We start from the raw sequence: 26537 nt of genomic DNA on the forward strand, positions 1-26537 counted from the left end.
TTGAATCACCTCTCTATCTCCTTACCCATATATTTCTCATAATTTTTTCTGATCTGATACAGTTCTTTCATATCGGATTTTGCAGAAGAATACTCTTGCATTAGGGTATTCTTTTTTTCATGCAATGAATCAAGTTCTTTTAGAATATCCTTAGAATTAGGGAGCTTTGTGTAGGATTTTTTGAGTTCTGCAAGGGCGTTCTGATACAAGATAATCTGTGATTTATATTCATCATAAAATGCTTTATCAGTCGTATCTTTCTTATAAGCTAGATAAATTTGACGATACTTCGTAACAGTATGAACTTGCTCCATAGTATTTGATAGAGTTGAAATTTTGTTATCAATAACTTTGATTTGATCCTGTAAATCTTGTCTTTTTAATGCACTCTCTTTAATGTATTCATCAAGCTGGGAGATAGACTTAAATCCTTTTTCACGCATCAAAAGAACAGTATTGGCTGCAGTTTTTAAATTATGTTTTGTAGCCCAATACTCGTAGCCTCTGCTTGATTTTATCTTTTCATTATTTGCAATATCTATAATATTTCCGATACGTTTTTTAACAGCATAGGTTCTTTGATTAGCATTATCTAAGATACGCTCTTTTAATCTATCCTCAGTATAATCTTCTCCGATAGTCTTAGCTCTTGTAAATCTTTCTTTGTCCTTGTGCTTAAATGCAATGTGTTTTCCATATTTGATCTCATAATTAAGGGCAGCCATTCTCTTTATAAAATCATCCCAATCTTTGGATTGTTTAATAGCTCTATCTATATCAAATTGAAGCTTACTTTTCCAAGAAGTACCTTTCTTAAATTGGTCATTTTCATACCAAGACTTACCATTAGTCTTGTATTTCTTCCTATAAGTTTCGTAGAACTCATCAATAACAGATAGATTATTTTCTTTGCATAGTTTATCGCTTTGATACCTAATTTGATGATAGTTTCTCTTGTTGGACTGGTAGCATTTGCCTGTAACCATATTTACATTATTGAATATGATGTGATTGTGGATATGCCCTTTATCTATGTGAGTAGATAGTACAAATTCGTATTCGTCCTTTAATATCTTTTTACACAGTTCAAGACCGATTTGATGTGCCATTTCGGGCGTTACTTCACCGGGTAGAAAAGATTGAATAAGGTGTCTTGCAAGTACAGAACCACTCACTTTGTTATCTTCTCTTGTCTTTAAAAAAGATGTATGAGCAGTAGAAGCAAAGCAGTTGTGAGTGCTTACCAAAATCTTTTCATCGGTTTTTTCTTCGTTGGTAATATAATCAATAGCAAGATTAAGTGTAGATTTTATAGGATGTATTTTTGTGATTGCCACTTATATGTCATCTCCTTTGTTTGTAGTTTTATTGAGCAGTAGGGAATGTATTTGCCATATTTCTTTTGATAGATGTTCAATTTGGGACTGCATATCTTTAATGTCATCTCTATAGACAATTCCTGTTGAATTAACTCGTTTAGCAATTTGATTTACGCTACTTGCGTATCGAAAAAGTAGTCCCTGAATTTCTCTAAAGGGCTGTAAATCAACAACATAAATATCTGTTTCAGATACTACTTTTCTTAAAAAATGGTTCATGGTCTTGCACTTTGCCATCTTCATTTTCTTTTCAAAGAGTGCCTTTTCTTTTTCCGTCAAGTTGATTTTAAGTTGTATATTTCTAATTCTATTTGCCATATTTGTTACTTCCTTTCATAAAATCTGGGGTCTTAGGGTACTCCCTAACAAGCTAAAATTGATAAAAAAAGAAGCAACTCCACGAGGGGCTGCTTCATCGATTTTTCGTAAGTGGGTACACACTTACTGTGCTTGCTACAAAAGAATGATTTGTAGCAAGCGTTAAGCAAGTTTAATTTATTTTGTTTTTATGTTTGATACATCTAAATAATCCGGTTCAAAACTGAATGTATAATCAGCTATTTTGCTGGAGTTAAAAGTAGTCATTCCTACTGTTCTTGAAATAGGAATCAATACAGCATCGTCATGTAGTGCAGTTATAATACTATTGTATACTTTTTGTATTTCTTTTTCATCAGTCATTGCGTTTAAACTTCTAATTGCTTCATCTGAATTTTTCATGCTGGTTAATGCTTTTGATGTCATATTATCCATGACAGGATTTTTGGAAAATGCTGCAACCAGTCTGTAAGGATCCATAGGAATATTATATGTTATTCCAATCGCCATTTGATATTTTCCTTCAGAAACATTTTTAAAATGATTCATTGTTTCAGAACTGGAAGTTTTCGTTTCAAATCCTACTTTCTTTAGATCTGTTGCAATGGCTTCAGAAATATCTTTTAGCATAGCTTGTTCACTGGCACAAGAAATATTAACAGAAAGTTTAACACCGTCTTTTTCACGAATGCCATCGCCATCTTGATCTTTCCAACCTGCTTTTTCAAGTAATTCTTTTGCCTTTTGTTCAGAATAAGAGTATGATTCGGTGTCAACATTACAATATGGCAAATTTTTATCTAATATAGAAGTTGCTTCTTTTTCTACATCGCCTAAAATATTTTTTCTTATGGACTCGGTATTTATGGCATGATTTATAGCTTTTCTAACTGAAATATCATTAAATGGAGCGATGTCCGAATTGATTCCAACATATCTGGTCTGTATAACTGTTTCTGATGTTTTTCCTGTAAAATTCTTATCTTTCTGCAAAGTGTTATAAGAATCATAGCTTAGGTTGTTAGTGCCGAGAATCATATCTATTTCATTGTTTCTCAGAGCAAGTAATTTTGCATCGTTATCTGGAATAACTTTGATCTTAAAAGTTTCTACATCAACTTTTTTACGGTCATAATTCGGATTTTTCACAAATGTATAAGTATCATTTTCTTTCTTACCATCATACATATACGGACCGGTTCCCATTGTAGCATTTTTAATTGAGTCGGATAGAGAACCATCTTCATTAAATGCTTTTGGTGACATAATTCCCATTGGCAAAGGAAGTGTAAAATCTGTAAGAGCTCCATAATATGGGTTTGATAACTTTACGGATACAGTATGCTTGTCAATAACAGTAACTTTTTCTATCAGTGTGCTTGTTAAACCAAAGAAACCATTGTATGTTCCTAAATTTTTACCAACATTTTCAAAATTTTTCTTTACCACTTCGGCAGTTAATTCTTCCCCATCAGAGAATTTAATATTCTTTTTTAGGTTGAAAGTATAAGTCATGTTGTCTTTGCTGACTTCCCACTTGTCAGCAAGTCCCGGAGTAATTTTTCCATTTTCATATTTTATAAGCGTTTCATAGAAGTTGGGAATGTAGTATAACAATCCGAAAGTTCCATTTGCCATTAAAGGTTCTTGAAAGACGGAGAAACCTCCATCAAAATTCCAACTTTCACAGAATGTTAACTCTTTTGTTTTTTGTGAGTTTTCATTTCCGTTTTTTGAACTGCAACCCGTTGTAATAGATAGTATCATAACGAATACAAGTAATACTCCTAAAAATTTTTTTGTATTTTTCATAAAAACACATCCTTTCTTTAAACTATATTTTTTTGTTTTTGCCCATCATTAACTTTAAGTAGTTTCGTAAATCATCTGTCATATGGAGATTTAGGAGGTAGGGCATTGATGAGCTCCCTTGAATATTCTCCATGAAATGAATCATACGAAACAGCATTAGGTATTTCTTCCACTATTTTTCCTCCTTTCATAACAAATATGTGATTTGCCATATATAGAGCAACATCAATATCATGAGTAATAAATAAGTAGGTAATATTGTTTTGTATTCTTATATCTATGAGAAGGTCTAAAATTTTCTTGCGTACAGTTGAATCTAATCCACTGACAGACTCATCGAAAATAATATATTTAGGGTTTACACATATTGCCCTTGCTATACAAACTCGACTTTGTTGTCCGCCAGATAACTCATGGGGATATTTAGATAAAACCGTTTCAGGAAGTTCCACTTTTTGTAATGTTGATAAAATCAACGAGTTGATTTCTGCTTTATCTAAGTGGCATAATTTGCTGATAGGTTCATACAGACTTTCGCAAATCTTTTTTCTGGGATTCAAAGCTCCAGAACTGTCTTGCAATACCAGTTGCATATCTTTTCTCATAGCGAGAAGTTCTTTTTTATTCATTTTCCATATGTCTTTATCATTAAAATAAATTGTGCCTTCACTGGGGGGAAGAATGGCAGATAGCATTAGAGAAAGTGTACTTTTTCCAGATCCGCTTTCACCAACCAGTGAATAAGATGAGTTAGGAAGTAAAGTAAATGAAACATTATCTACAGATATAAACTCCTTATTACCCGATGAATCACACTGATATTTTCTACTCAAACTATTTGCAACAATCATTTTTTTTACCTCCTTTCAAAAGATTGGAAAGTAGAAGTTCTTTGGTATAGCTGTTTTTTGGAGAATCAAATATGTCGTATACAGTTCCACTTTCAATAAAATTCCCATCTTTCATAACAACTACATTATCAGCAAGTTTTGCGATTACGCCAAAATCATGAGTAACGATTATAAGTGAAATTCCCATTTCCTTTATCTTTTTAAACTCATCTAAAACAGTAGATTGAGTTTTTATATCAAGTGCAGTCGTAGCTTCATCTGCAATTATTATGTCGGGAGATAATGACAAAGCTAATATAATCATCAATCTTTGCAACATTCCTCCGCTTAGCTGAGAAGGAAAACTGCGAAAAATTCTGTGGACATCTTTCATTCCAAATTCGATTAGCATTTTCTCTAACATAGATAGAATCTCATTTTTGTGTAAGTTTTTGTGTATTTGTATTGATTCAATCATTTGCTTGCCTATTCTTGTCATAGGATCAAAGGCAACAATAGGATTTTGCATTATTAGTGCTATTTTATTTCCACGAATTAAATTCAATTTTTCTTCAGGTAAAGAAATGATGTTTTTATTCTCAAATATAATTTCACCGCTTATATCAAATGTTTTTTTACTCAACAGATCAAGGATACAACGACAAGTTAATGTTTTGCCACTTCCACTTTCACCGATAATACCTAAAATCTCGCTCTTATTAAGACTGAAATTTACATTATTGACCAATTTCTGTTTTGTTTTTCTGTGTATCACACTTAAATTTCTAACTTGAAGTAGTGTATTCATATCTAATCCTCCTTCGGGGAAAGTACATCTCTTAAAGATTCTCCAAAAATATTAAATCCGGCAGAAGTTAGAAGAATACATAATCCGGGATAAATAATAAGTGTTGGATTTGAGTATAGGTATTGTTTTGAGTTTGACAACATAATTCCCCATTCCGGAATGTTTTCAGATAGTCCTACGCCTAAAAAGGAATAACCTGAAATCATTAGAATAATAGCTGCAATTCCTGTACTAAAATACACAACTATGAGAGGAGCAATATTAGGAAATATATGTTTAACTATAATTTCTATGGAGTTGCATCCTGAAATTTTAGCTGCAATGATATAGTTCTTCCTTTTCTCAATTAGAACATAACTTCTAATTACTTTTACAAACCAAATCCACATAGATAAAATTATGGAAATGATTAAATTTATGCTGCCTTGACCAAGTATTCCTAAAAGAGATAGAACAATGACAATAGGTGGAAATGCCATAAAAACATCACAAAGCAACAAAATTAGTTTATCTAAAAAACCTTCAAACCAAGCACTTATAGTTCCGACAATGGTACTAATTAAGGCTAAAATGAAAATACTTGGAAATGCAATGCTAAGTGAGTATCGGGCTCCATAAATAAGCCTTGATAAAACACAACGCCCTAATTGATCTGTACCTAAAGGAAAGTTGTGAGATGGAGTCAGAAACTTCTGGCTAATGTCTACTTCATAAGGGTTATTTGGTGCAATCAATGGTGCGAATATAGCGATAGTAATAAAAATTATTATCAGTGATAAACCGAATAATAGTTGTTTGTTGGCAAGTATTTTGCGAAACATTTAATTATCCTCCTCTATAGTAAAAATATGAGGATTTAAAAAATGATTGATACTTTCGGATACATAGTTTGATATAACGAAGATCATACCAAGTATTAACATACAACCGGTAATTGCTGGAGTATCTCGATTTACAATGGCTGACATAAAATATGCTCCGAGTCCCGGCCATGAGAATACATTCTCCACAATTACACTTCCTGCAATCATCATTCCTATATTTTGAAAAAATAAAGTAATCATTGGGGGAAGAGAGTTTTTTAGAATGTGTGCGTATAATATTCTTTTGTAGGATAATCCTCTTGCTCTGGCGTATGTAACATATTCCTGCTCGGAATTTTCTAATAGTGTGGTTCTTAATATCTTTACAGATGAAGAAATAACAGGTGCTGCCAGAGTTGCTGCTGGAAGAATCAAACTTCTAAAGTTTCCGTATTCGACAACTTTAAAAATGGGAAGTTTAATTGCAAATATAGATAAAAGTACATATCCGAGCCAAAATGAAGGCACAGAAATACCTAATATGGTTATAACTTGAATAGATTTATCTATTAAAGTATCTTTTTTGTACGCTGAAACTAAACTAAGAGGAATAGTAATCACCGCAATAAAAAAAAGAGATACAATTACCAGTTTAACAGTGGCAAAAAGTTTATCTTTAATATCGCTTAATACAGGATTTGATGTTTGATAGGATATTCCTAAATCACCAACCAATGCGTGTTGCAACCATTTTATATATTGAATAGGTGCAGGTTTATCCAATCCTTTCTCTATACGAATATTTTCAATTTGTTCTTGGCTTGGATTACCATACAGATGATGTCCGATTGTTTCAGCAGAGTCAATGGAGGATATATTTGCCAGAAAAAAGGATATTATACTGATCATAAATAGCACTAAAACCAATCTGAAAAATTTATTTATGATTCTCAAAATAATCCCTCCTTAACTAAAAAATGTGAGTTAGCCTAGCTTAACTAACTCACATTTTACATTATATTAGACTTATAAACAAGGGCGATTAGTTTCATTAAAAAAACGCTAAAAGTCCATGTTTAATCGCTGAAAATAAGGATTTAAGAAGAGGTATAAGAACAATAAGTTAAAATATTGTGATACATATAAAAAATATCATGATACCATATATGCTATAGATGGTGAATATTACGATATTCCATAGGACTCATCTTAAATGTTGATTTAAAAATTTTTGCGAAATGCCCTGCATTTTTGTATCCGACTTTTAGAGCAATATGATAAATCTTATCATCCGTATCCTGTAATAAAAGAAGAGCATAATTCATTCGCATTACTTTTAGATACTCGTAAACAGTTGTCCCGTATACTTGTCTAAAAGCCATTTGGAAACGAGAACAGCTCATATTAGCTATTTTAGACAATTCTTCAATAGAAGGATAGGATGAAAGATTATGTTTCATGAATGTAATAACTTTATTCAATGAACGCTTGTCTTTACGATCTAATTTTACAGAAATATGAGGACGATTTTTTTTCATTTCTATCGTGTTTGTTATAAGCGAAAGTATTTCAATTACCTTTCCTTCCATATATAAATTTCTGGTATTTCCAACAGCAGGACAATCTTTTATTTGCTGAAAAACAAAATTTAATTCCGGAGAGTTGGGGTTTTCTACAAGAAAGTCTAAAGCATCTTTTGAGGTTTCATAGGCATTACCAAATCTTTCTTCTAAAAATGAATCAAAGTATTTCTTTGTTATGATTACTTTTGTAAAACAGGTTGATTTGTTTGACTCACAAAAAGCATAGGCACTTTTTCTTGTATTTGCATAACAACAAATTCCCTTATCTACTTGTTTCACTTTTTTTCCGCCTACCTTGAAGTAACTGGAATCTGTTTCAAATTGACTGATTTCAAAATATTCTTCTTCTATTTCAGATACCTTTTCAAAATTGTTACTTGGGATAAAGTCGGCAATAATAATTAGAAATTGATTGTGGAAATTCATTACTTGCACACTACCACAACCATATTCGGCATTCATTCGGTAGAAATTATTACCTAATGTTGACTCTTCTTCTATTTTATAAAAATGCAAATTTTGTGGAAGCTCTTCGTAATATTTAATGACTGTTTTTTTCATGAAACATACCTCCTTATCATTATATCATTCTACCATAATTTAATATCATAATCAACCAAATTTATATCACGATATTTTTAATTATTAAACGAAAAAAAACGATAAAAATGGCTTAAATAAAGGGGTTATATCAATATTTAGACTGGATTATTTATGAAATGCAATATGTTGATTTATTTTTTCCTTTATCATACCCTATTAGTGATAATAAACGATAAAGAGGTGAGAGAACATGGAAAGACTTGATGAAAAAAACATAAGTATATTTTCATTGTTGAAATATGAAAAAGTCAAAATTTTTATAGGTGTATTGTTAGGGATATTCAGTGGAGTTTTATCATTTACCCCCTATGTTATTTTGTATCAGATGATTTTATCTTTAATAGGTAAGACTCTTAACATTCATACAGTATTGATGTGGTCATTGGTTATGGTTATATCGACCATCTTACAAAATATTTTGATGTCGGCAACAATGATATGTACTCATGTCGCAGCCTACAACATTATGCACCGTTTAAAAATGGAAGCTTTGGAATATCTATCAAAAGTAAATTTGGGGTTTTTCAACAATAAATCAACAGGAGAATTAAAAGCAGCGTTATTTGACGATATAGAAAAACTTGAGGTCTTTATAGCACATAATTTAGTTGAGATAATTCAGGCAATAGTAATTCCTGTTATAGCGATTGTATTAATGTTTCGTATAAACATTTGGATGACATTGGTTATGATAATACCCGTTATTGTGGGTGTTTTTTTACCTACATTCATGATGAGAAAATATCCAGATTTAACAATGAAGTATACCAATACATTTTCGGAGGTGATGGGAGTAACGAATGAATATGTGAACTGTATGTCCATAATAAAAATGTTTGGACTGACAGCAGATAAGTTTGTCAGCTTAAGCAAATCATCAAAAAAATATACTAAATGTCTTAAAGATATGGCTAAATGCTCTTGTTATCCACTCGCATTCACGATTGTAATCTTAGATTCAGGAGTGCTATTTACTTTACCTATTGGAGGCTATTTATATTTAAATAAATTGATTTCATCACAAGAATTACTTGTATTTATGTTATTGACGATGTGTTTTTATAGAACATTTTTTAATTTGTTCAATATCGCTATGGGAAGAATAGAGCTAAATAGCGGGCTTGTAAATATAAAGAAATTATTTTCTGCTCCTGTTGAAAAAAACGGCGAAAAAAGGGTTAAATCAGAATCGTTAGAAATAGAATTTGAAAATGTGAATTTTGGATATGATGAAAACAACCTTGTATTGAAAAATATTTCAATGAAGATAGAGCCTAAATCATTTACTGCATTTGTTGGTGAATCGGGAGCAGGTAAAACGACTGCTGCAACACTGATAGGAAGGTATTGGAATGTTGACAGTGGCGAAATTAGAATATCCGGTATTCCAATTAATGAGTTAAGTACGGACTCGCTTATGGCATCAATTTCTTTTGTTTTTCAAGATGTCTTTATTATGGAGGATACATTATTTGAAAATATCAGAATGGGCTTAAATGTCAATGAAGAAGAAGTATATTATGCTGCCAAAAATGCTCAAATACATGATTTTATTTCTGGCTTGCCTGATGGATATAAAACTAAAATTGGTGATAAAGGCTTTAAATTATCTGGAGGTCAAAAGCAGAGAATCAGCATTGCAAGAGCGATCTTAAAGGATGCCCCGATTATTATTTTTGATGAAGCGACATCTTATTCCGATATTGAAAATGAACATAAGATTCAAATTGCATTAGAGAACTTATTAAAGAATAAAACAGTGATTATGATTGCTCACAGACTGCACACAATAAAGAATGCTGATAAAATTGTGGTTTTTGAAAAAGGGAAAATTGTTGAACAAGGGGCACATAATGAGCTTATTGATTTAGGCGGGCATTATGCAGATATGTGGAATATTTATATACAAAATTATGTTGAGTAGGGGGGATAGTATGGTTAAAGATATAAAAAAATTGATAGGAAAAAATTTTGGAAAACTGTATTTCCCTATATTTCTTATGTGCTTAGACAGCTTAGGAAGTATGGTGACATATTTTATTTTGTATTTGACGATTATTGATATTTTCAACGGGACATTAAATATGAACGGCGTAGTCAAATATACTGTTGTATGTCTGGCGGCTGTGATACTGAGAATTTTAGCATATAGAAAAAGTTACTTAATGTCTTTTGAAAATTCTTTTGAGATTACAGGGGAATTGAGAATTAAATTAGCTAATCATTTTAGAAAATTAAGTTTAGGATACTTTAATAAAAATAGCAAAGGATATTTAATCAATACTTTAACAAATGATTTGACAAGTTTTGAAGGATTGCTTTCACACACATTGCCATTCTTAATAAAAATGGCAACGATGTGTATATTTCTGATAATTGGTACATTTTTTATCAATTATAAACTGGCTCTTGCAGAATGCTTTGTGATTTTTCTTTCCATTCCTATCTTAATCTTTGGAGAAAAAACAGCCAAAATACTGGAGATAGATAAACGAAGGATAAATGAAACTATGATTTCCACTGTATTGGAATATATAGGCGGTATTAAGGTTTTCAGAGCATATAATATGCAGGCATCAAATTTCGAGAGATTAAAAAACAATATGGATTTAGTGAGAAAAAATGGCATTAGCACTGAAATGAAGTTGGCACTACCAACAGCACTATATGCTTCATTAGTGAATTTCATAATCCCAATGACTCTGTTGGGTGGGGGCTATTTGTTTTTAGAAGGAGATTTTAAAGGAGAATCACTTATCGCTTTCATGGTTATGGGAATTGCTTTGTCAGGGATTTTAAGCTCATTTGAAAGATACTATATTATGCTAAAAAACCTGAAAATTGCTTCCAATAATTTGGATGAAGTTATGAAGTATAAAACATTTGATTTCGATAATAAGGAAGATGAAATATGTAGTTATTCTGTGGAATTTAAAGATGTTTATTTCTCATACGATGATAATAAAGAGGTATTGCATAATATAAGTTTTACGGCAAATGAGGTAAGTGTAACAGCTCTAATTGGAGAATCTGGGGCAGGGAAAAGTACAATAATGAATTTAGTTGCAAGATTTTGGGATGTAACAAATGGAGAAATTTTAATTGGCAATAAGAATATTAAAAATATCAATCCTGATAGTTTATTAGCTTCAGTTGGAGCTGTGTTCCAAGAAAATATTTTGCTATCAGATACTATATTTAACAATATTCTGATAGGAAATCCGAATGCAAGTTATGACGATGTAATAGAGGCTTCAAAAATAGCTTGTTGTCATGATTTTATCACTTCATTGCCGGAGAGCTATAATACGAAAGTCGCTGAAGGAGGAACATCTCTTTCTGGAGGTGAAAAGCAAAGAATTAGTATTGCCAGAGCTATTTTGAAAAATGCTCCAATATTACTATTAGATGAATTCACAGCATCATTAGATGCGGATAATGAAATGAAGATTAACAAAGCCTTTGAGCATTTAATAAAAGGAAAAACAGTGTTTGTTATTGCACACAGACTTCATACGATAAAAAATGCAGATCAAATCATTTTGCTGAATAAAGGAAAAATAGAAGAGATTGGAAATCATGCAGAATTATTTGAGAAAAAGGGTCATTATTACAAGATGATAACAAAACAAATAGAATCGAAAAAAGACTGATGAAGGGAGTATAAAGTGAACGATAAAGTAAAAATTATGAGCGAAGAAAATATAACAAAGGCACTCTTTAAACTTGGAATGCCAATGGTTATAAGTATGTTGGTGATGGCATTATATAATGTCGTGGATACATATTTTGTATCTGGTTTGGGAAAACAAGCAGTTGCTGCTGTATCCGTTGCATTTCCTATTTCATTAATATTTTCCGGAATAGGTTTAACTTTTGGTGCGGGAGCAGGTTCATATATTTCTCGTTTGTTAGGAGGAAAAAATAAGAAAGAAGCAGATACTGTCGCAACAGTGTCAATGTTTTCAAGTGCTGTTATCGGTTTGACAGTAGGAGTGCTTTTATTTCTGTTCTTAACTGAAGTTCTAAAATTCATGGGTGCTATTCCTTCGATTATGGATATGGCAAAGATATATGCTGGTATATTTATCGCAAGTGCAATATTTAGCACAATAAATGTAACTTCAGGAAATATAGCAGTATCACAAGGAGCGGCTAAAGTTTCTTTGAAAGCAATGATTGTAGGCTCCGTACTTAATATGATTTTAGATCCAGTTTTTATTTATAAGTTTGATTTAGGTGTAAAAGGAGCTGCTATTGCAACTTTAATTTCCCAATTGGTAACAGGTTTAATGTATCTGTTTTATTTCAAAGGAGGGAAAAGTTTTCTTGAAATAAGACTAATTAATTTTAAGCCTACATCCGGTATCTATAAAGAAATTCTAAAAGTAGGAATTTCTATGTTTCTACTACAGGTGTTTTCAAGTATATCTATCAGTAAAATATCTTCGTCTGCATCATTATATGGAGAAGAAGCAATTGCGGCTATGGGAATAGTTCTCAGAATTGTTACATTAGGAACAAATGTAGTATTTGGATATATGAAAGGATTACAACCGTTAGCAGGTTTTAATTACGGAGCGAAAAATTATACAAGATTAGATGAGGCAATTAAATGCTGTATAAAATGGACTAACATTTTTTGTGTAGCTTGGACTGCTATTATTTATATTTTTGCACCAAGTATATTATCAATATTCGGAACTGGTGATGATGTTCTAAAAATTGCGGTTCCTGCATTAAGGGCAGGTGTAATAATGTTTGTTACATTTGGATTTCAATTTACTTACTCTACATTGTATCTTTCAATGGGCAAAGCCCTTGAGGGAGGCTTTTTGAATATTTGTAGACAAGGAATCGTATTTATTCCTATAATTCTGGTTTTGCCCCAGTTTATCGGATTAAACGGTGTTATATACGCTCAAGCCGTTTCGGATTTCATAACAACGCTTATAACAATACCATTTGCCATAAGTGTGCATAGAACGATAAGTAGAAAAAAGAATTCTGAAAAAGTAGGAGTGATTTAATGCGTATTTTTAAAGGTGAGGTAAAAGAAAAATGGATTAAATAGTGGAGGTAATTACTATGTGTTATGTAGGGTCGGTTATTCATATAGAAAAAAACAATAGCCCTTTTTGATACTGGTAATTATCATAAACAATCAAATTTAAAATATAGAGAAAGAGAAAGTTTCTTTCATTTCAGAGGACTTATTATGCCTATGTGCAGAAGTCCTCCTTTTTTTGTCTAAAAACGCAGACAAAAAGAAATGGAGGAAATAAAATGCCAAAAGAATATTACCTTTATGTAAACGGGCAAAAGGTTAAAGTCAGCGAGCAGATATATAAAGTCTACTGGCGAGAAAAAGAACACGAAAAGTATTTAGAGCAGGTGGACAAGAAAAACCACTTGCTCTTTTTTTCTTCAATGGATCATGATGGACATTTTGTAGATAATATTGTTGATGAAAGTGTTGATGTAGAAAAGATTGTTGAAACACAGATGATGATTGAAGCAGTCAGAAGTGCTATATCAAGACTTAATGCAGAAGAAAGAGATATTATCGAAAGACTGTATTTCAATGATGAAACGGTTCGTTCAGTGGCAAAGCTCAAAAGTATTACACATCCGGCTTTAATCAAAAGAAGAAACAAAATTCTTGAAAAGTTGAAAAAATTTATCGAAGAACTTTAAAACTTTGGTAACCAAAGGGGTCAAATTTTCCTTATGTAAAGTGAAGGGGAGTTTGACCTCCTTTACTTTCTTGAGTAAGAGATGTGCCTGCTTATGGCAAATAGGAAAATGTAAAGAAAACAATCCCTTTCAAATATTGCTCTTTGACAACTGAATAGACCAAGGTAGGACTTTATCTACTTGTGGAGAATTATGACTTACGCCATGACCTTTCTGCTGAAAGAAATTTTGGTTTTATGAATACTGATAAATCAAGGAAACAAGAAAGCGAGCGATAAATAAGAATACATAAAAACAGATGTGGCAATCTGTTCGTTGAAACAAGTAGTGATAATGATACTTCAATAGTTTAAGCCGGCTCGTCTGGAATAAGAGGCGGAGGTGAGATTCCTATGTTGCTGCCAAGCACCTACCAATGTCAAAAAACTTATATTCGATTAAATGCGAGGTTATGATCATGAAAAATGAAAACAAGAAAAATGAAGATAAAAAGCAAATAGAGAAAAATTATGAGAAGAAGATAACCTACTCAAGCAGCAAGAGCGAAAAGCTTGATTTGCTGGATATTATTGAAATGCACCTTTTAAGGTCGGTCATAAAACTATAGGGCTGACATAAAAATCCAGGTGCGGTACAATATAAGCGGTAGAAGCAATCTTCCTAAATGACTATTTGCCAAAATAAAATTTTAGGAGGGTTCTTATGAACAATAATATCGCTTGTATGTATCTTCGTCTTTCAAGAGAAGACGGGGATATTTCAGAAAGTAATTCTATTTCAAATCAAAGACAAATCATCAAGTCTTACGCTAAGGAAAACGGCATTACCATATCTAATGAATATGTAGATGACGGCTTTAGCGGTTCTAATTTTGACAGACCGAACTTCAAGAATATGATTGAAGACTTAAACGCAGGTAAGTTTAAGATAATTATCGTAAAAGACTTATCCCGTTTCGGTAGAGATTATATCGAGTCCGGCAAATACTTACAAAAGATATTTCCCGAAAAAGGTGTACGCTTTATTTCCGTAAATGATAATTACGACAGCGACAACGCTGATGTGAGCGATACCCACCTGATACTTCCTATTAGAAATTTTATCAACGACAGTTACTGCCGTGATATTTCTATGAAAGTAAAATCATCTAAGGAGGTCAAAAGGAAAAACGGAGAATTTATCGGCTCTTTCGCTCCATTCGGTTATAAGAAAGACAGTAAGAATAAGCATAAGCTTGTGGTTGACACGGAGGTTTCTCATATTGTCAGCCGTATTTTTGATATGAAAATTGAGGGATATTCCTCAAAAGCAATCGCTGATTTTCTAAACAGCATAGGTACGGTTACACCGTCCAGGCACAAGGAGAATAAAGGCGATAACTTTAACACGGGCTTTATCGTAAAAGATGCCAAGTGGGATGCTAAGATGGTCAACAGGGTCATCACCAATAAGGTATATATTGGCGTTTTAGAACAAGGCAAGACGGCAAAGCTCAATTACAAATCCAAAAGAGAAGTCGATGTAGCAAAGGATGACTGGATCATAATAGAAAATGCTCACGAAAGCATTGTTTCCAAATCCGTATTTGCACTGGCAAATAAAATGCTGCTTCGAGATGTAAAAGCTTCAAAAGAAAATCCGAGTATTCTGTCTGGAATGCTTTACTGTAAAGATTGCGGCAGCCCGATGATTAGACGAAAGGTCAAGTCAAAAGACGGCTACAACATCTTTTATATATGCTCCGAATATAACATCAAGGGCGAATGCACAAGGCATAGCGTTAAAGAAGATTATGTAATAGGTGCTACCATTCATGCTCTTAATGATTATCTTTCAAAATATAATGAGCTTCTTAAAAAGGTAAGTAAGATTGATATTTCTAAGCTCACAATCAAGGCTGATTTCGACTCCTTAAATGCGGAAAAGAAAAAGTATGAAAGGCTTAGAGGCTCTCTTTATATGGACCTGGAAGAAGAGCTTATTACCACAGAAGAGTTTGAGAGATTTAGAAAAAATTATCTTCTTAAGATTAGGGAGATTGAGAAACAGATTATTACAAAGCAAAAAACGATAGAAGAATTAAAAGAAAAAATTAAAGATAAGGGTAGTTTTGTTTCCGATATTATTCCTAATGTAGAAGAGGGTACGCTGAATAGATTATCCTTGGTGTCTTTCATTGACCGCATAGAGATTGGCGAAGATAACGCCATAAACTTTGTCTTTAATAATATGGATACAGTAAATCTAATGCAGGCAATTTTAGACAGTGAAAAATGCGAGTTTAAGGCTTCAGATGAAAATAAGGTGAAAGTATTTACCATAGGCAGAGCTTATGGCGAAGCCTTAGAAATGAATATGCCAAAACTTGCGGTGGGAGGTGTTTGCTAATGGCAAGGACTTCCAAAAGATACATTCAAAAGGCTGAGGATAGTACAGAAAAGGTATTTTATAAAGCAGGTATTTACACAAGACTGTCATCTGAAAGAAAAGAAGAATGGAGAGAGAAATCTTCTTCCATTGAAACACAGCTGCTTTGTTGTAAAGAATATGCCTTAAAAGAAAACATTAAGGTCTTAAACACATATACAGACTATGAATATAGTGGGACAAATTTTGAAAGACCACAGTTTCAGGAGATGATGCAAGATATTCGTGAAAGAAGAATTAATTGTATTATCATAAGGGACTTATCAAGACTTGGAAGAGAATATCTTGAGATGGGAAGACTCATAGACAAGGTATTTCCGTTCTTGGGAGTAAGGTTTATTTCTGTTAATGATAAGGTTGATACCGTTAAGGATTTAGACTCTAAGAAGTCATTTGAAGTAACTCTTAAGAATATCGTAAATGATATGTATGCTAAAGATATTTCGGTAAAAATAAAAACAAGTAAGCACAATAGGGCAAGAAATGGATATTTTATTGGTTCTGTTCCGCCATATGGGTATAAGGTAGTGAAATTAAAAGAGGGCCAGAAGTTAGAAGTTGATGAAAATGTTAGGTTCATTATTGAAGAAATGTTTCGATTAACACTTGAGGGGAAAAGCCAGTATGAGGTTGCAAAGCACTTTAATACAAAGGGTTATGCGACAGGAATGGTCTATTACAAAACAGGTAGAATTTATAGACAAGATGGCGATCCACAATGGAATAAAGCTACTATTTCCAAAATGCTTACTAACAGAGCGTACACAGGAACTTTAGTTCAGGGTGTTAAGCAGCAGAATCTTGCAAAAGGAATGAAGCAACAATTTGTAGATGAAAGTCAGTATATTGTTTATGAAAATGCTCATGAACCAATTATTTCAAAAGAGGACTTTGAAAAAGTGTTGCAAGGACGAGCAGATAGATTAAAGAATAATGCTTTTGGTGCAGAAATGCATAACTTTGAAAGAGATTATGAGAATAGATATAAGGGATTGATTTTCAATAATGCAACAGGCAAGGAGCTTTATCGAAGAACCAGAATTTATGGGATAAACCATGATAGGCTTTACTACTCTTTTCAAAACGATACTTTTACAGGCAAGATAGATAACGAAGTAAGAGTATTTATTATGGAAAGAGACCTTGATAAAGCAATGTCTGAAAAGGTAGCGGAGTTTATCACTAAGGCTACAAGTAAGGCAAAGCTAATAGAAAGAGTGTCTACAAGGTTTTCTGAAAGCATAGGTAAGCTAAACGAAGATATTTCAAAGCTTAAAACAAAGACTCAAAAAGAAGAGCTATTAATTCAAAAAGCTTATGAAGAGTATAGCTTAGGCAAGATTGATAGAGAAGTATATAGCCTTAAAAGAGAGATTGCTCTTAGCCATATTGCAACAATCAATAATGAAGTTATTTCGATTGAAAAGGTTGTAAAAGACCTTGAAAGAGATAAGAGAATATCTATTAAGTGGATTAAGGATGTATTTTCAGCAAAAAAAGATGAAAAATTACCAGCTGATTTAATTCATAGCTTAGTAGAGAAGATAATTGTCCATGGCAATCATAACTTTGAAATAATCTTTAAATTTAGTATGGATAGTTTGATGGGAGGTGTGAAAGATGAGTAAAATTGCACTTTATATCAGATTATCTGTAGAAGATCAGATGAAGAAAGATGAGAGCGAAAGTATCATCAATCAAAGGTATTTCCTGAATGATTTTCTTGATAGAAATGATGAATTTAAAAGTTTCCAAAGAAAAGAATATATTGATGACGGATACACAGGAACAAATGAGAAAAGACCATCTTTTCAAAGAATGCTTGAAGAAGTTAAGAATGGTAAAATCAATGCCATAATTGTAAAAGACTTATCGAGATTTATGAGGGATTATATTTCGCTTGGTGATTATCTGGAGAATATATTCCCTTTCCTTGGTATTAGGTTTATTGCTATTAATGATGGCTATGATAGTGCTAAGGAAAAAGGAAATGGAACAGACCTTGATATTCAGTTTAAAGGTTTGCTATATGACTTCTATACAAAAGATATTTCACAGAAAGTAAAGACAGTTACTACTGAACTTAAGAAGCAAGGAAAGTTTCTTGCTTGGAGTCCACCATTTGGTTATATGAAAGATCCGGATGATAAGCACAACATCATTATCGATGAAAAGACAGCTTGGATTGTGAGGAAGGTATATGACTTAGCACTTACAGGACTTGCATCAAGAAAGATTGCAGCAGTTATGAATGAAGAGAATATACCAACACCAAACGAGCGTAAAAAAGAACTTACCAGTATGGATTACGAATATAACATAGTGTCATCAGATACAAGAGATGCACCAACATGGACAAATGGTACAGTGGTAGATATTTTATCCAATGAAAATTACACAGGCACTTATGTCTTCAATATGCAAGAAAAGTCGTTATTGACTCCTGGTAGTTTTAAATTTAATCCTAAAGAAGAATGGGGTAGAGTTTATAATCATCATGAAGCTATTATCTCAAGAGAAGAGTTTGATAAGGTTCAAGAAATTAAAGAGAAGAATAGCTTCTTAAAAGGAAAGAATACCGATTATCCTTGGAGGACAAAATCGCCATTACAAGGATTTGCAAGATGTCCTACTTGTAACCATATTCTTGGACTTACTCAATCAAAGTTTAAGCGATCAGATGGAAGTATGAGAATACACAAGTATTTTCATTGTAGGATTTGCAAGTGTAATAATGTAGAACATAAAAACTCGAGAGTTGATAAATTAGAGGAACAGGTGCTTTCGCTTATTAAAGAGAAATATGGTGAAGCAGAAGTAAAGCCCAAAGAAAAAATAAGCATTAAAGACTTAGAGAAGAAGATAGAAAATCTTCAGGCAAAGAAGATGTCTGATTTTGAAAAATATAAACTTGGTAAAATGACGAAAGTTAAGTTTGTAGAAAGCAAAAACCAGATAGACAAGGAAATTGACAGACTGGAAGAAAAGATAAAACTATCTTCTAACGAAACAGAAGTAGTAACAGATAATGAGCTTACACGAGAACTTATGGAAAAGTATGTTGAGTCAGTTATCTGTGAAGGTAGTATAGTTCAAAAAATCATATGGAAATAGACACAAGAGGGAGTGAGAAATCACTCTCTTTTTGCTGTATAAAAATAGACAATAAATTTTGTGTCAGTCGCTTGACACGAGAGGGATCTGGTTCGCTACTTTTAAAGGCGGAAAAAATACTTGGTAGAGATAAGATTCGTAATGGTTTTTATGGACAGGAAATCAATATTACAACCTACAACCTTTGTCGTATCAATATGTTTTTACACGATATTGGATTTGATAAATTTAATATTGCTTGCGAAGATACCCTTATCGCTCCGGCACATTGGGATGATGAACCTTTTGAACTTATCGTTTCAAATCCGCCATATTCCATTAAGTGGGCTGGTGATAATAATCCATTACTTATCAATGATCCTCGTTTTTCTCCTGCAGGTGTTCTTGCACCAAAGAGCAAGGCTGACCTTGCCTTTATTATGCATAGTCTTTCATGGCTTGCAAGTAACGGAACAGCTGCGATTGTATGTTTCCCCGGTATTATGTACCGTGGTGGCGCTGAAAAGAAAATACGAAAATATCTGATTGATAACAACTTTGTTGACTGCATTATTCAGTTGCCACCTAATCTTTTCTTTGGAACTTCAATTGCAACTTGTATTATGGTAATGAAAAAGAACAAGGCAGATAATAAAACGCTGTTTATCGATGCGAGCAACGAGTGCGTAAAAGTTACCAATAACAATAAGCTGACTCAAGACAATATGGATAAGATTGTGGAATGCTTTGCAAATCGCAGTGAAATAGCCCACTTCTCACATCTTGCAACCTACGATGAGATTTCTGAAAATGACTACAACCTTTCTGTATCAACTTATGTAGAAGCAGAGGACACAAGAGAAAAGATTGATATCGTTAAGCTCAATGCAGAAATCAAAGAAATTGTCGCTCGTGAGCAGGTGCTTCGTGATGAGATTGCGAAGATTATCGCAGAAATCGAGGTGCAGTGATGGAAAATGATTTTAATTTTTTAGTATATCAAACCGCTGAAGAAAATGTTTCAGTCAATGCGCTTGTGAAAGCCGAAACAATTTGGCTTACTCAAAAAGCAATGGCTGAATTGTTTGATGTCGATAAATCCTCCATAAGCAGGCACTTGAAAAATATTTTCAATGAGGGTGAGCTTGATGAAAAAGTGGTTGTTGCAAAAATTGCAACAACCACTCAACACGGAGCTATCGAGGGAAAAACGCAAAGCAAAGAAACACAATTTTATAACCTCGATGCAATCATATCTGTTGGTTACAGAGTAAATTCCAAACGGGCAACAAGTTTCAGAATCTGGGCTACCAGTGTTTTGAAGGAATATATGATAAAAGGCTTTGCTATGGATGATGAACGCTTGAAGCAGGGCAAAACAGCCTTTGGGAAAGACTACTTCCGTGAACTTTTGGAAAGAGTTCGTTCAATCCGTGCGAGCGAAAGACGAATCTGGCAGCAAATCACAGACATCTTTGCGGAATGTAGCATTGACTATGATAAAAATGCACAGATTACCCATGATTTTTATGCTATGGTGCAAAACAAGTTCCATTTTGCAATTACAGGGCAGACTGCGGCAGAAATTGTCTATACTTATGCTGACAGAACCAAAGAAAATATGGGGCTTACTACTTGGAAAAATGCTCCGGACGGACGCATTTTGAAATCAGATGTGGTTGTTGCGAAAAACTATCTGGAAGAAAAACAAATTCGTCAACTGGAGCGTGCCGTAACAGGCTATTTTGACTATATTGAAGATTTGATTGAGCGAGAAAATACCTTTACTATGGAGGAGTTTACCGCCAGCGTGAACGAATTTCTGGCGTTTCGCCGATATGATATTCTGCGGGATAAGGGGAAAATCTCCGGTAGAATGGCAAAAGATAAAGCGTCGGCTGAATATGAAGAATTTAACAAAACACAGAAAATCACCTCTGATTTTGATAAGGCGGTCAATCGAATGTTGAAAGCAGGTGAGCAAAATGAATAAATTACAGGAATTGATTGAAACATTGTGTCCTGATGGGGTGGAGTATAAAAAGTTAAAAGAAGTTTGTAGATTCCAAAATGGTTTTAGTTTCAAGAGTTCTAAATTTACTAATGAGGGCAAACCGATATTAAGAATTACTAATATTCAAGATAATTCAATAAGTGGAGAATTTGTTTGTTTTTCTAAAGATGATTATAAGGAAAATCTTGAGTCATATTTAGTTTCTCCAGGGGATACAGTTGTAGCAATGTCTGGAGCAACAACAGGTAAAATTGGTTATAATTATTCTGATAAATATTATTATTTAAATCAACGAGTAGGTTTGTTTGTTCCAAACGAATCATGGCTAATGAAAAGATATTTGTTTCATTGGTTATCTTCGCAGACACAAAATATTTATAACGTTTCTTCGGGAAGTGGAGCTCAACCTAATTTGAGTTCAGTAAAAATGATGGAATTTGTTATTCCTGTACCTCCGTTGGAGGTACAACGTGAAATAGTCCGTATATTGGACTCTTTCACGTTACTTACAGCAGAGCTTACAGCAGAGCTTACAGCAGAGCTTACAGCAGAGCTTACAGCTCGTAAGAAACAGTATGACTATTATAGAGATGAATTATTAAAACCTAAAGCTAATATACCTATGGTAAAGCTTAAAGAAATTGCCACTTCTATTTATAGGGGTGCAGGAATAAAAAGAGACCAAGTAACTGAAGAAGGTATCCCTTGTGTCAGATATGGGGAAATATACACTACATACAATACATGGTTTGGTGAGTGTGTTTCTCATACAAAAGAAGAATATGTTCCTAGTCCTAAATACTTTGAACATGGAGATATTCTCTTTGCAATAACTGGTGAAAGTGTTGAAGATATTGCAAAATCTATTGCTTATGTAGGACATGATAAATGCCTTGCGGGTGGGGATATTGTTGTAATGAAACACGAACAAAACCCTCGTTATCTTGCTCATGTTCTTAATACCTCTATGGCAAGAGAACAAAAGAGTAAGGGTAAGGTTAAAAGTAAGGTGGTACATTCAAATGTTCCGTCAATCGAGCAAATTGAAATACCACTGCCACCATTAGATGTTCAAAAGCGTTATGCAGAAGTTCTGGATAACTTCGAAAAGATATGTAACGACTTGAATATTGGGCTGCCTGCTGAAATAGAAGCAAGGCAAAAACAATATGAATTTTATCGCAATTTACTATTGACATTTGCTGAAACCGGCAACATAATCGCACAGACAGACAGACAGACAGACAGACAGACAGACAGACAGACAGACAGACAGACAGACAGAACATAATTAGGCTTATTCAGTATGTGTTTGGCTATGCACCTGTTAAGCTTGGTGAAATTGCAACTATAGTACGAGGTGGTAATTTCCAAAAGAAGGACTTTATAGAAAACGGTAGACCTTGCATTCATTATGGTCAGATGTATACTCATTTTGGTATTGCTGCTGATAAGACTTTGACTTTTGTGAATGAAGAAGTATTTGCAAAATCAAAAATTGCTAAGTCGGGTGATATTGTTATGGCTGTTACAAGCGAGAATGTTGAAGATGTTTGTTCTTGTACAGCATGGATTGGTGATGAAGATATTGCCATCAGTGGTCACACTGCTATTATCAGTCATAATCAGAATCCAAAGTTCCTATCATACTACTTCCACAGTGTGATGTTCTTCAATCAAAAAAAGAAACTTGCACATGGAACTAAGGTTATAGAAGTTACTCCGAGTAAGTTAGGTGACATTGTGATTATGCTACCCACTATAGAGAAGCAAAATAGAATGGTTTCAATACTTGATAGGTTTGATTCCCTATGCAACAGCATTTCAGAAGGATTACCTGCTGAAATAGAAGCAAGGCAAAAACAATATGAATTTTATAGAGATAAGCTGCTTTCTTTTAAACAGTTATAATCTTTTAAGGAGGTGTATGTATGTCATATTTCAATATCGTGGCAGCTACAAGTGAAAATACAGTTGTTACTGAATACGAGCCTCTAAAGGCACGTTCTAACAGTTATCAGTCAGAAGCTGAACTTGAAAAAGAGTTTATTCGTATGCTGACAGAACAAGGATACGAGTATCTTTCTATACAAGCAGAAAAAGATTTGACCACCAACCTTCGTAATCAGCTTGAAAGGTTGAATGCTTACCAGTTTTCTGAAACTGAATGGGATAGGTTCTTCAAGAATTCTATCGCCAATCAGAATGAAGGCATTGTGGAAAAGACTAGAAAAATTCAAGAGGATAATGTTCAGGTTCTAAAAAGAGATGATGGCAGTACCAAAAACATCACACTTATTGATAAGAAAAATATTCACAATAACTTTTTGCAGGTAATCAATCAGTACGTTACCAGTAAGGCTGACGGTGCAAATCACGACAACAGGTATGATGTTACAATTCTCGTAAATGGGTTTCCTATTGTGCATATTGAATTAAAACGCAGAGGAGTGGCTATTCGTGAGGCCTTCAACCAAATAGGTAGATATCAGCGTGATTCTTTTTGGGCAGGAAGTGGTCTGTTTGAATATACGCAGATTTTTGTTATCTCAAATGGAACTAACACAAAGTACTATTCTAACAGTACCCGTTTCAATGCTATAAAGGATGTAAATGCTGTATCTACCGCAAAGAAAGGCAAAACAAGCAACAGTTTTGAATTTACATCCTTCTGGGCGGATGCAAACAATCGTGTTATTCCTGATTTGATCGACTTCACAAGAACATTCTTTGCAAAACATACGATTCTTAATATAATCACCAAGTATTGTATTTTCACTTCTGAAAATATGCTGATGGTCATGAGACCATATCAGATTACTGCAACTGAGCGTATTCTGAATCGTATTGAAATAGCTAATAACTATAAAAAATATGGTGATGTTGCTGGAGGCGGTTATATCTGGCATACAACAGGATCGGGTAAGACACTTACATCATTCAAAACTGCAAGACAAGCTTCATTGCTCCCTTACATTGATAAGGTACTCTTTGTAGTTGACCGTAAGGACTTGGACTACCAGACAATGAAAGAATATGACCGTTTTGAAAAAGGTGCAGCTAACAGTAATACCTCTACTGCCATTCTTAAAAAGCAGTTGGAGGACACCAATGCTCACATTATCATCACTACGATTCAGAAGCTTGCAACATTCATTAAGAAGAATAAAGATCACAAAGTTTACAACAAGCACATTGTAATCATCTTTGACGAATGCCATAGAAGTCAGTTCGGTGATATGCACGCCGCTATTGTAAAAAGTTTTAAGAAATATCATTTATTCGGTTTCACAGGAACACCAATCTTTCCTGCAAATACAGCAAGTTCCCGTAAGACTCAGTTTTTTACTACAGAGCAGACTTTTGGTGACCAGTTGCATACATATACTATTGTTGATGCCATCAATGATAAGAATGTACTTCCATTCAGAGTGGACTATGTTAAGACAATGGGTATGGATGAAGATATCGATGATGAACAGGTATGGGATATTGCTCGTGAAAAGGCTATGATGGCTCCTGAACGTATCAAGCTTGTGACGGAATATATTCTTAACAACTTTGATAGGAAAACCTATCGTGGTGATAAAACATATATTTACAACACCCTTACCAATATTTCAGAAGTTGCATCTGGCAAAAATGGTGCTGTAGAAGAAATCAAACAGAAACAGCGTGTAAGTGGATTTAACTCAATCTTTGCAGTTAGCTCTGTTCCTATGGCAAAGTTATATTATCAGGAATTTAAAAAGCAGATGGAGAATGATCCCACGAAGAAACTTCGTATCGCAACCATCTATAGTTATGGTGCTAACGAAGCAGAATATGATGAAGGTACAAGTGGTATTCTTGATGAGGAAAATTCAGAAGATACATCAGCACTTGACCAGTCATCAAGAGATTTTCTTGAAATGGCAATCAAAGATTATAACGAGATGTTCCATACAAACTATTCGACAGACTCTGACAAGTTCCAAAATTATTATAAAGATGTATCTCTTCGTATGAAGAACAAGGAACTTGATTTACTTATTGTTGTAAATATGTTCTTAACAGGTTTTGATGCCACTACATTAAATACACTGTGGGTAGATAAGAACCTCAAGATGCATGGACTTATTCAGGCATTTTCAAGAACAAACCGAATTCTTAATTCCATTAAGACTTTCGGTAATATTGTATGCTTTAGAAACCTTCAGAAACGAGTAGATGCTGCTATTTCCCTTTTCGGTGATAAGAATGCAGGAGGTATCGTTCTGATGAAGGGTTTCAAAGATTACTACTATGGTTATGAAGGTATTGATGGAAAGCAGTATCCAGGATATATGGATATGATGGATAACTTAACTTCCAAATTCCCACTTTCAGAGTCACAGATTATAGGTGAACAGAACCAGAAGGACTTCATCTCGTTATTTGGTGCAATTCTACGCATGAGAAATCTATTGTCTGCATTTGATGAATTTGAAGGGCGAGAGATGATTTCTGAACGTGATTTACAGGATTATCTTGGCAGGTATCAAGATTTGCGTGATGAATGGAATAAAAGACGTAAGTCTGGTGAAAGCACAGATATTATAGATGATATTGTCTTTGAAGTTGAACTTATCAAGCAGATAGAAATCAATATCGACTATATCCTTATGCTTGTTAAGAAGTATCATGACAACCATTGTGAAGATAAAGAATTGCTTGTTACAATCAAAAAGGCTATTGATGCCAGTCCAGAACTTCGTAGTAAGAAAGCACTTATTGAAACCTTTATTTCTGGTATCAATGATGTTGAGGATGTTATGACCGAATGGCATAATTATGTGGCTGAAAAACGAGAAGAGGAACTTGTTCAGATTATTAAGGAAGAAAAACTTAAAGAGTCTGAAACAAGGAAGTTCATTGAGAATGCCTTTTGTGATGGTGAAATCAAAACAACAGGTACGGATATAGATAGACTTATGCCTCCTATATCTCGTTTCGGAGGTGGCAACAGAACTACTAAGAAGCAAGGTGTCATTGAAAAGTTTAAATCATTCTTTGAGAAATTCTTTGGTGTTGGTGGTTCATTTACCGCAGATACACCTAAGGTTTTGAACTATGCTGATTCCTCTTCAAAGCAAGCCTTAATGATGGTAGCTGAAGATACTGTAACTATTGATTAATCGTGATTAAAACC

General features: G+C 33.6%; 21 protein-coding genes. 13 read left to right on the forward strand and 8 right to left on the reverse strand.

The window, feature by feature from the left end; genetic code table 11:
• Window positions 1-5 precede the first annotated feature (5 nt).
• The 8 genes from HMPREF0631_RS04105 to HMPREF0631_RS04140 all read right to left on the reverse strand — a co-directional run bounded on the left by HMPREF0631_RS04105 (window position 6) and on the right by HMPREF0631_RS04140 (window position 8094).
• Window positions 6-1337 carry a relaxase/mobilization nuclease domain-containing protein gene (locus tag HMPREF0631_RS04105; RefSeq protein ID WP_002843654.1) on the reverse strand — a complete coding sequence of 444 codons (1332 nt, stop codon included), beginning with the start codon at window positions 1335-1337 and terminating at the stop codon, window positions 6-8.
• A complete protein-coding gene (locus HMPREF0631_RS04110) occupies window positions 1338-1697 on the reverse strand; it encodes a plasmid mobilization protein (protein WP_002843650.1) in 360 nt (119 codons plus the stop codon). It abuts the gene before it with no gap.
• 177 nt (window positions 1698-1874) lie between these two features.
• Entirely contained in the window at window positions 1875-3509 is a 1635-nt protein-coding gene (locus HMPREF0631_RS04115) for an ABC transporter substrate-binding protein (RefSeq protein ID WP_002843664.1), read from the reverse strand.
• A 71-nt stretch (window positions 3510-3580) separates the two neighbouring features.
• Complete coding sequence (locus HMPREF0631_RS04120) at window positions 3581-4360, reverse strand: ABC transporter ATP-binding protein (RefSeq protein WP_002843631.1); 780 nt, start codon at window positions 4358-4360, stop codon at window positions 3581-3583.
• Complete coding sequence (locus HMPREF0631_RS04125; protein WP_002843643.1) at window positions 4344-5147, reverse strand: ABC transporter ATP-binding protein; 804 nt, start codon at window positions 5145-5147, stop codon at window positions 4344-4346. Before HMPREF0631_RS04125 ends, HMPREF0631_RS04120 begins: the two co-directional genes overlap by 17 nt.
• A gap of 2 nt (window positions 5148-5149) precedes the next feature.
• A complete protein-coding gene (locus HMPREF0631_RS04130; protein ID WP_002843647.1) occupies window positions 5150-5968 on the reverse strand; it encodes an ABC transporter permease in 819 nt (272 codons plus the stop codon).
• The gene (locus HMPREF0631_RS04135; RefSeq protein WP_002843642.1) at window positions 5969-6904 is read right to left on the reverse strand and encodes an ABC transporter permease; all 936 of its coding nucleotides are present in this window, start codon (window positions 6902-6904) and stop codon (window positions 5969-5971) included.
• Between the two features lie 215 nt (window positions 6905-7119).
• Window positions 7120-8094, reverse strand: coding sequence for a helix-turn-helix transcriptional regulator (locus tag HMPREF0631_RS04140; RefSeq protein WP_002843648.1), 975 nt, complete (start codon window positions 8092-8094; stop codon window positions 7120-7122).
• 232 nt (window positions 8095-8326) lie between these two features.
• On the opposite strand from HMPREF0631_RS04140, the gene HMPREF0631_RS04145 reads away from it, so the two are divergent.
• From HMPREF0631_RS04145 to HMPREF0631_RS04200, 13 genes are all read left to right on the forward strand, one after another.
• On the forward strand, window positions 8327-10060 hold the full coding sequence (locus HMPREF0631_RS04145) for an ABC transporter ATP-binding protein (protein WP_002843630.1): 1734 nt from the start codon (window positions 8327-8329) through the stop codon (window positions 10058-10060).
• A 10-nt stretch (window positions 10061-10070) separates the two neighbouring features.
• A complete protein-coding gene (locus tag HMPREF0631_RS04150) occupies window positions 10071-11789 on the forward strand; it encodes an ABC transporter ATP-binding protein (RefSeq protein ID WP_002843634.1) in 1719 nt (572 codons plus the stop codon).
• Window positions 11790-11804: 15 nt separating this feature from the next.
• Window positions 11805-13166: an MATE family efflux transporter gene (locus tag HMPREF0631_RS04155; protein ID WP_002843655.1), complete on the forward strand. Its 1362-nt coding sequence runs from the start codon at window positions 11805-11807 to the stop codon at window positions 13164-13166.
• 256 nt (window positions 13167-13422) lie between these two features.
• Window positions 13423-13833 carry a sigma-70 RNA polymerase sigma factor region 4 domain-containing protein gene (locus HMPREF0631_RS04160; RefSeq protein ID WP_002843645.1) on the forward strand — a complete coding sequence of 137 codons (411 nt, stop codon included), beginning with the start codon at window positions 13423-13425 and terminating at the stop codon, window positions 13831-13833.
• 457 nt (window positions 13834-14290) lie between these two features.
• A complete protein-coding gene (locus HMPREF0631_RS09995) occupies window positions 14291-14440 on the forward strand; it encodes a hypothetical protein (RefSeq protein ID WP_002843633.1) in 150 nt (49 codons plus the stop codon).
• Window positions 14441-14535: 95 nt separating this feature from the next.
• Window positions 14536-16221 (forward strand): recombinase family protein, encoded by a 1686-nt coding sequence (locus HMPREF0631_RS04165; RefSeq protein ID WP_002843660.1) that lies wholly within the window; start codon window positions 14536-14538, stop codon window positions 16219-16221.
• Window positions 16221-17888, forward strand: coding sequence for a recombinase family protein (locus HMPREF0631_RS04170; protein WP_002843640.1), 1668 nt, complete (start codon window positions 16221-16223; stop codon window positions 17886-17888). The genes HMPREF0631_RS04165 and HMPREF0631_RS04170 overlap by 1 nt, the downstream gene beginning before the upstream one ends.
• Window positions 17881-19374, forward strand: coding sequence for a recombinase family protein (locus HMPREF0631_RS04175; protein ID WP_002843639.1), 1494 nt, complete (start codon window positions 17881-17883; stop codon window positions 19372-19374). Before HMPREF0631_RS04170 ends, HMPREF0631_RS04175 begins: the two co-directional genes overlap by 8 nt.
• The gene (locus HMPREF0631_RS04180; RefSeq protein ID WP_080547794.1) at window positions 19365-20324 is read left to right on the forward strand and encodes a type I restriction-modification system subunit M; all 960 of its coding nucleotides are present in this window, start codon (window positions 19365-19367) and stop codon (window positions 20322-20324) included. The genes HMPREF0631_RS04175 and HMPREF0631_RS04180 overlap by 10 nt, the downstream gene beginning before the upstream one ends.
• Window positions 20324-21346, forward strand: coding sequence for a virulence RhuM family protein (locus HMPREF0631_RS04185; RefSeq protein WP_002843629.1), 1023 nt, complete (start codon window positions 20324-20326; stop codon window positions 21344-21346). Before HMPREF0631_RS04180 ends, HMPREF0631_RS04185 begins: the two co-directional genes overlap by 1 nt.
• The gene (locus HMPREF0631_RS04190) at window positions 21339-22658 is read left to right on the forward strand and encodes a restriction endonuclease subunit S (protein WP_002843628.1); all 1320 of its coding nucleotides are present in this window, start codon (window positions 21339-21341) and stop codon (window positions 22656-22658) included. Before HMPREF0631_RS04185 ends, HMPREF0631_RS04190 begins: the two co-directional genes overlap by 8 nt.
• A 17-nt stretch (window positions 22659-22675) precedes the next feature.
• Complete coding sequence (locus HMPREF0631_RS04195) at window positions 22676-23278, forward strand: restriction endonuclease subunit S (RefSeq protein WP_002843632.1); 603 nt, start codon at window positions 22676-22678, stop codon at window positions 23276-23278.
• 20 nt (window positions 23279-23298) lie between these two features.
• Window positions 23299-26523 carry a type I restriction endonuclease subunit R gene (locus HMPREF0631_RS04200; RefSeq protein WP_002843638.1) on the forward strand — a complete coding sequence of 1075 codons (3225 nt, stop codon included), beginning with the start codon at window positions 23299-23301 and terminating at the stop codon, window positions 26521-26523.
• Window positions 26524-26537: the final 14 nt, after the last annotated feature.

It is taken from the genome of Peptostreptococcus anaerobius 653-L, assembly GCF_000178095.1.
Taxonomy (GTDB): Bacteria; Bacillota; Clostridia; order Peptostreptococcales; family Peptostreptococcaceae; genus Peptostreptococcus; species Peptostreptococcus anaerobius.

Bases quoted from the DNA above. Each gene is read 5' to 3' on its own strand.
- HMPREF0631_RS04145 (WP_002843630.1), top strand. From the start codon at position 8,327: ATGGAAAGACTTGATGAAAAAAACATAAGTATATTTTCATTGTTGAAA.
- HMPREF0631_RS04170 (WP_002843640.1), top strand. From the start codon at position 16,221: ATGGCAAGGACTTCCAAAAGATACATTCAAAAGGCTGAGGATAGTACA.
- HMPREF0631_RS04180 (WP_080547794.1), top strand. From the start codon at position 19,365: ATGGAAATAGACACAAGAGGGAGTGAGAAATCACTCTCTTTTTGCTGT.
- HMPREF0631_RS04165 (WP_002843660.1), top strand. From the start codon at position 14,536: ATGAACAATAATATCGCTTGTATGTATCTTCGTCTTTCAAGAGAAGAC.
- HMPREF0631_RS04190 (WP_002843628.1), top strand. From the start codon at position 21,339: ATGAATAAATTACAGGAATTGATTGAAACATTGTGTCCTGATGGGGTG.
- HMPREF0631_RS04125 (WP_002843643.1), bottom strand. From the start codon at position 5,147: ATGAATACACTACTTCAAGTTAGAAATTTAAGTGTGATACACAGAAAA.
- HMPREF0631_RS04130 (WP_002843647.1), bottom strand. From the start codon at position 5,968: ATGTTTCGCAAAATACTTGCCAACAAACAACTATTATTCGGTTTATCA.
- HMPREF0631_RS04120 (WP_002843631.1), bottom strand. From the start codon at position 4,360: ATGATTGTTGCAAATAGTTTGAGTAGAAAATATCAGTGTGATTCATCG.
- HMPREF0631_RS04115 (WP_002843664.1), bottom strand. From the start codon at position 3,509: ATGAAAAATACAAAAAAATTTTTAGGAGTATTACTTGTATTCGTTATG.
- HMPREF0631_RS04175 (WP_002843639.1), top strand. From the start codon at position 17,881: ATGAGTAAAATTGCACTTTATATCAGATTATCTGTAGAAGATCAGATG.
- HMPREF0631_RS04200 (WP_002843638.1), top strand. From the start codon at position 23,299: ATGTCATATTTCAATATCGTGGCAGCTACAAGTGAAAATACAGTTGTT.
- HMPREF0631_RS04110 (WP_002843650.1), bottom strand. From the start codon at position 1,697: ATGGCAAATAGAATTAGAAATATACAACTTAAAATCAACTTGACGGAA.
- HMPREF0631_RS04150 (WP_002843634.1), top strand. From the start codon at position 10,071: ATGGTTAAAGATATAAAAAAATTGATAGGAAAAAATTTTGGAAAACTG.
- HMPREF0631_RS04160 (WP_002843645.1), top strand. From the start codon at position 13,423: ATGCCAAAAGAATATTACCTTTATGTAAACGGGCAAAAGGTTAAAGTC.
- HMPREF0631_RS04140 (WP_002843648.1), bottom strand. From the start codon at position 8,094: ATGAAAAAAACAGTCATTAAATATTACGAAGAGCTTCCACAAAATTTG.
- HMPREF0631_RS04185 (WP_002843629.1), top strand. From the start codon at position 20,324: ATGGAAAATGATTTTAATTTTTTAGTATATCAAACCGCTGAAGAAAAT.
- HMPREF0631_RS09995 (WP_002843633.1), top strand. From the start codon at position 14,291: ATGAAAAATGAAAACAAGAAAAATGAAGATAAAAAGCAAATAGAGAAA.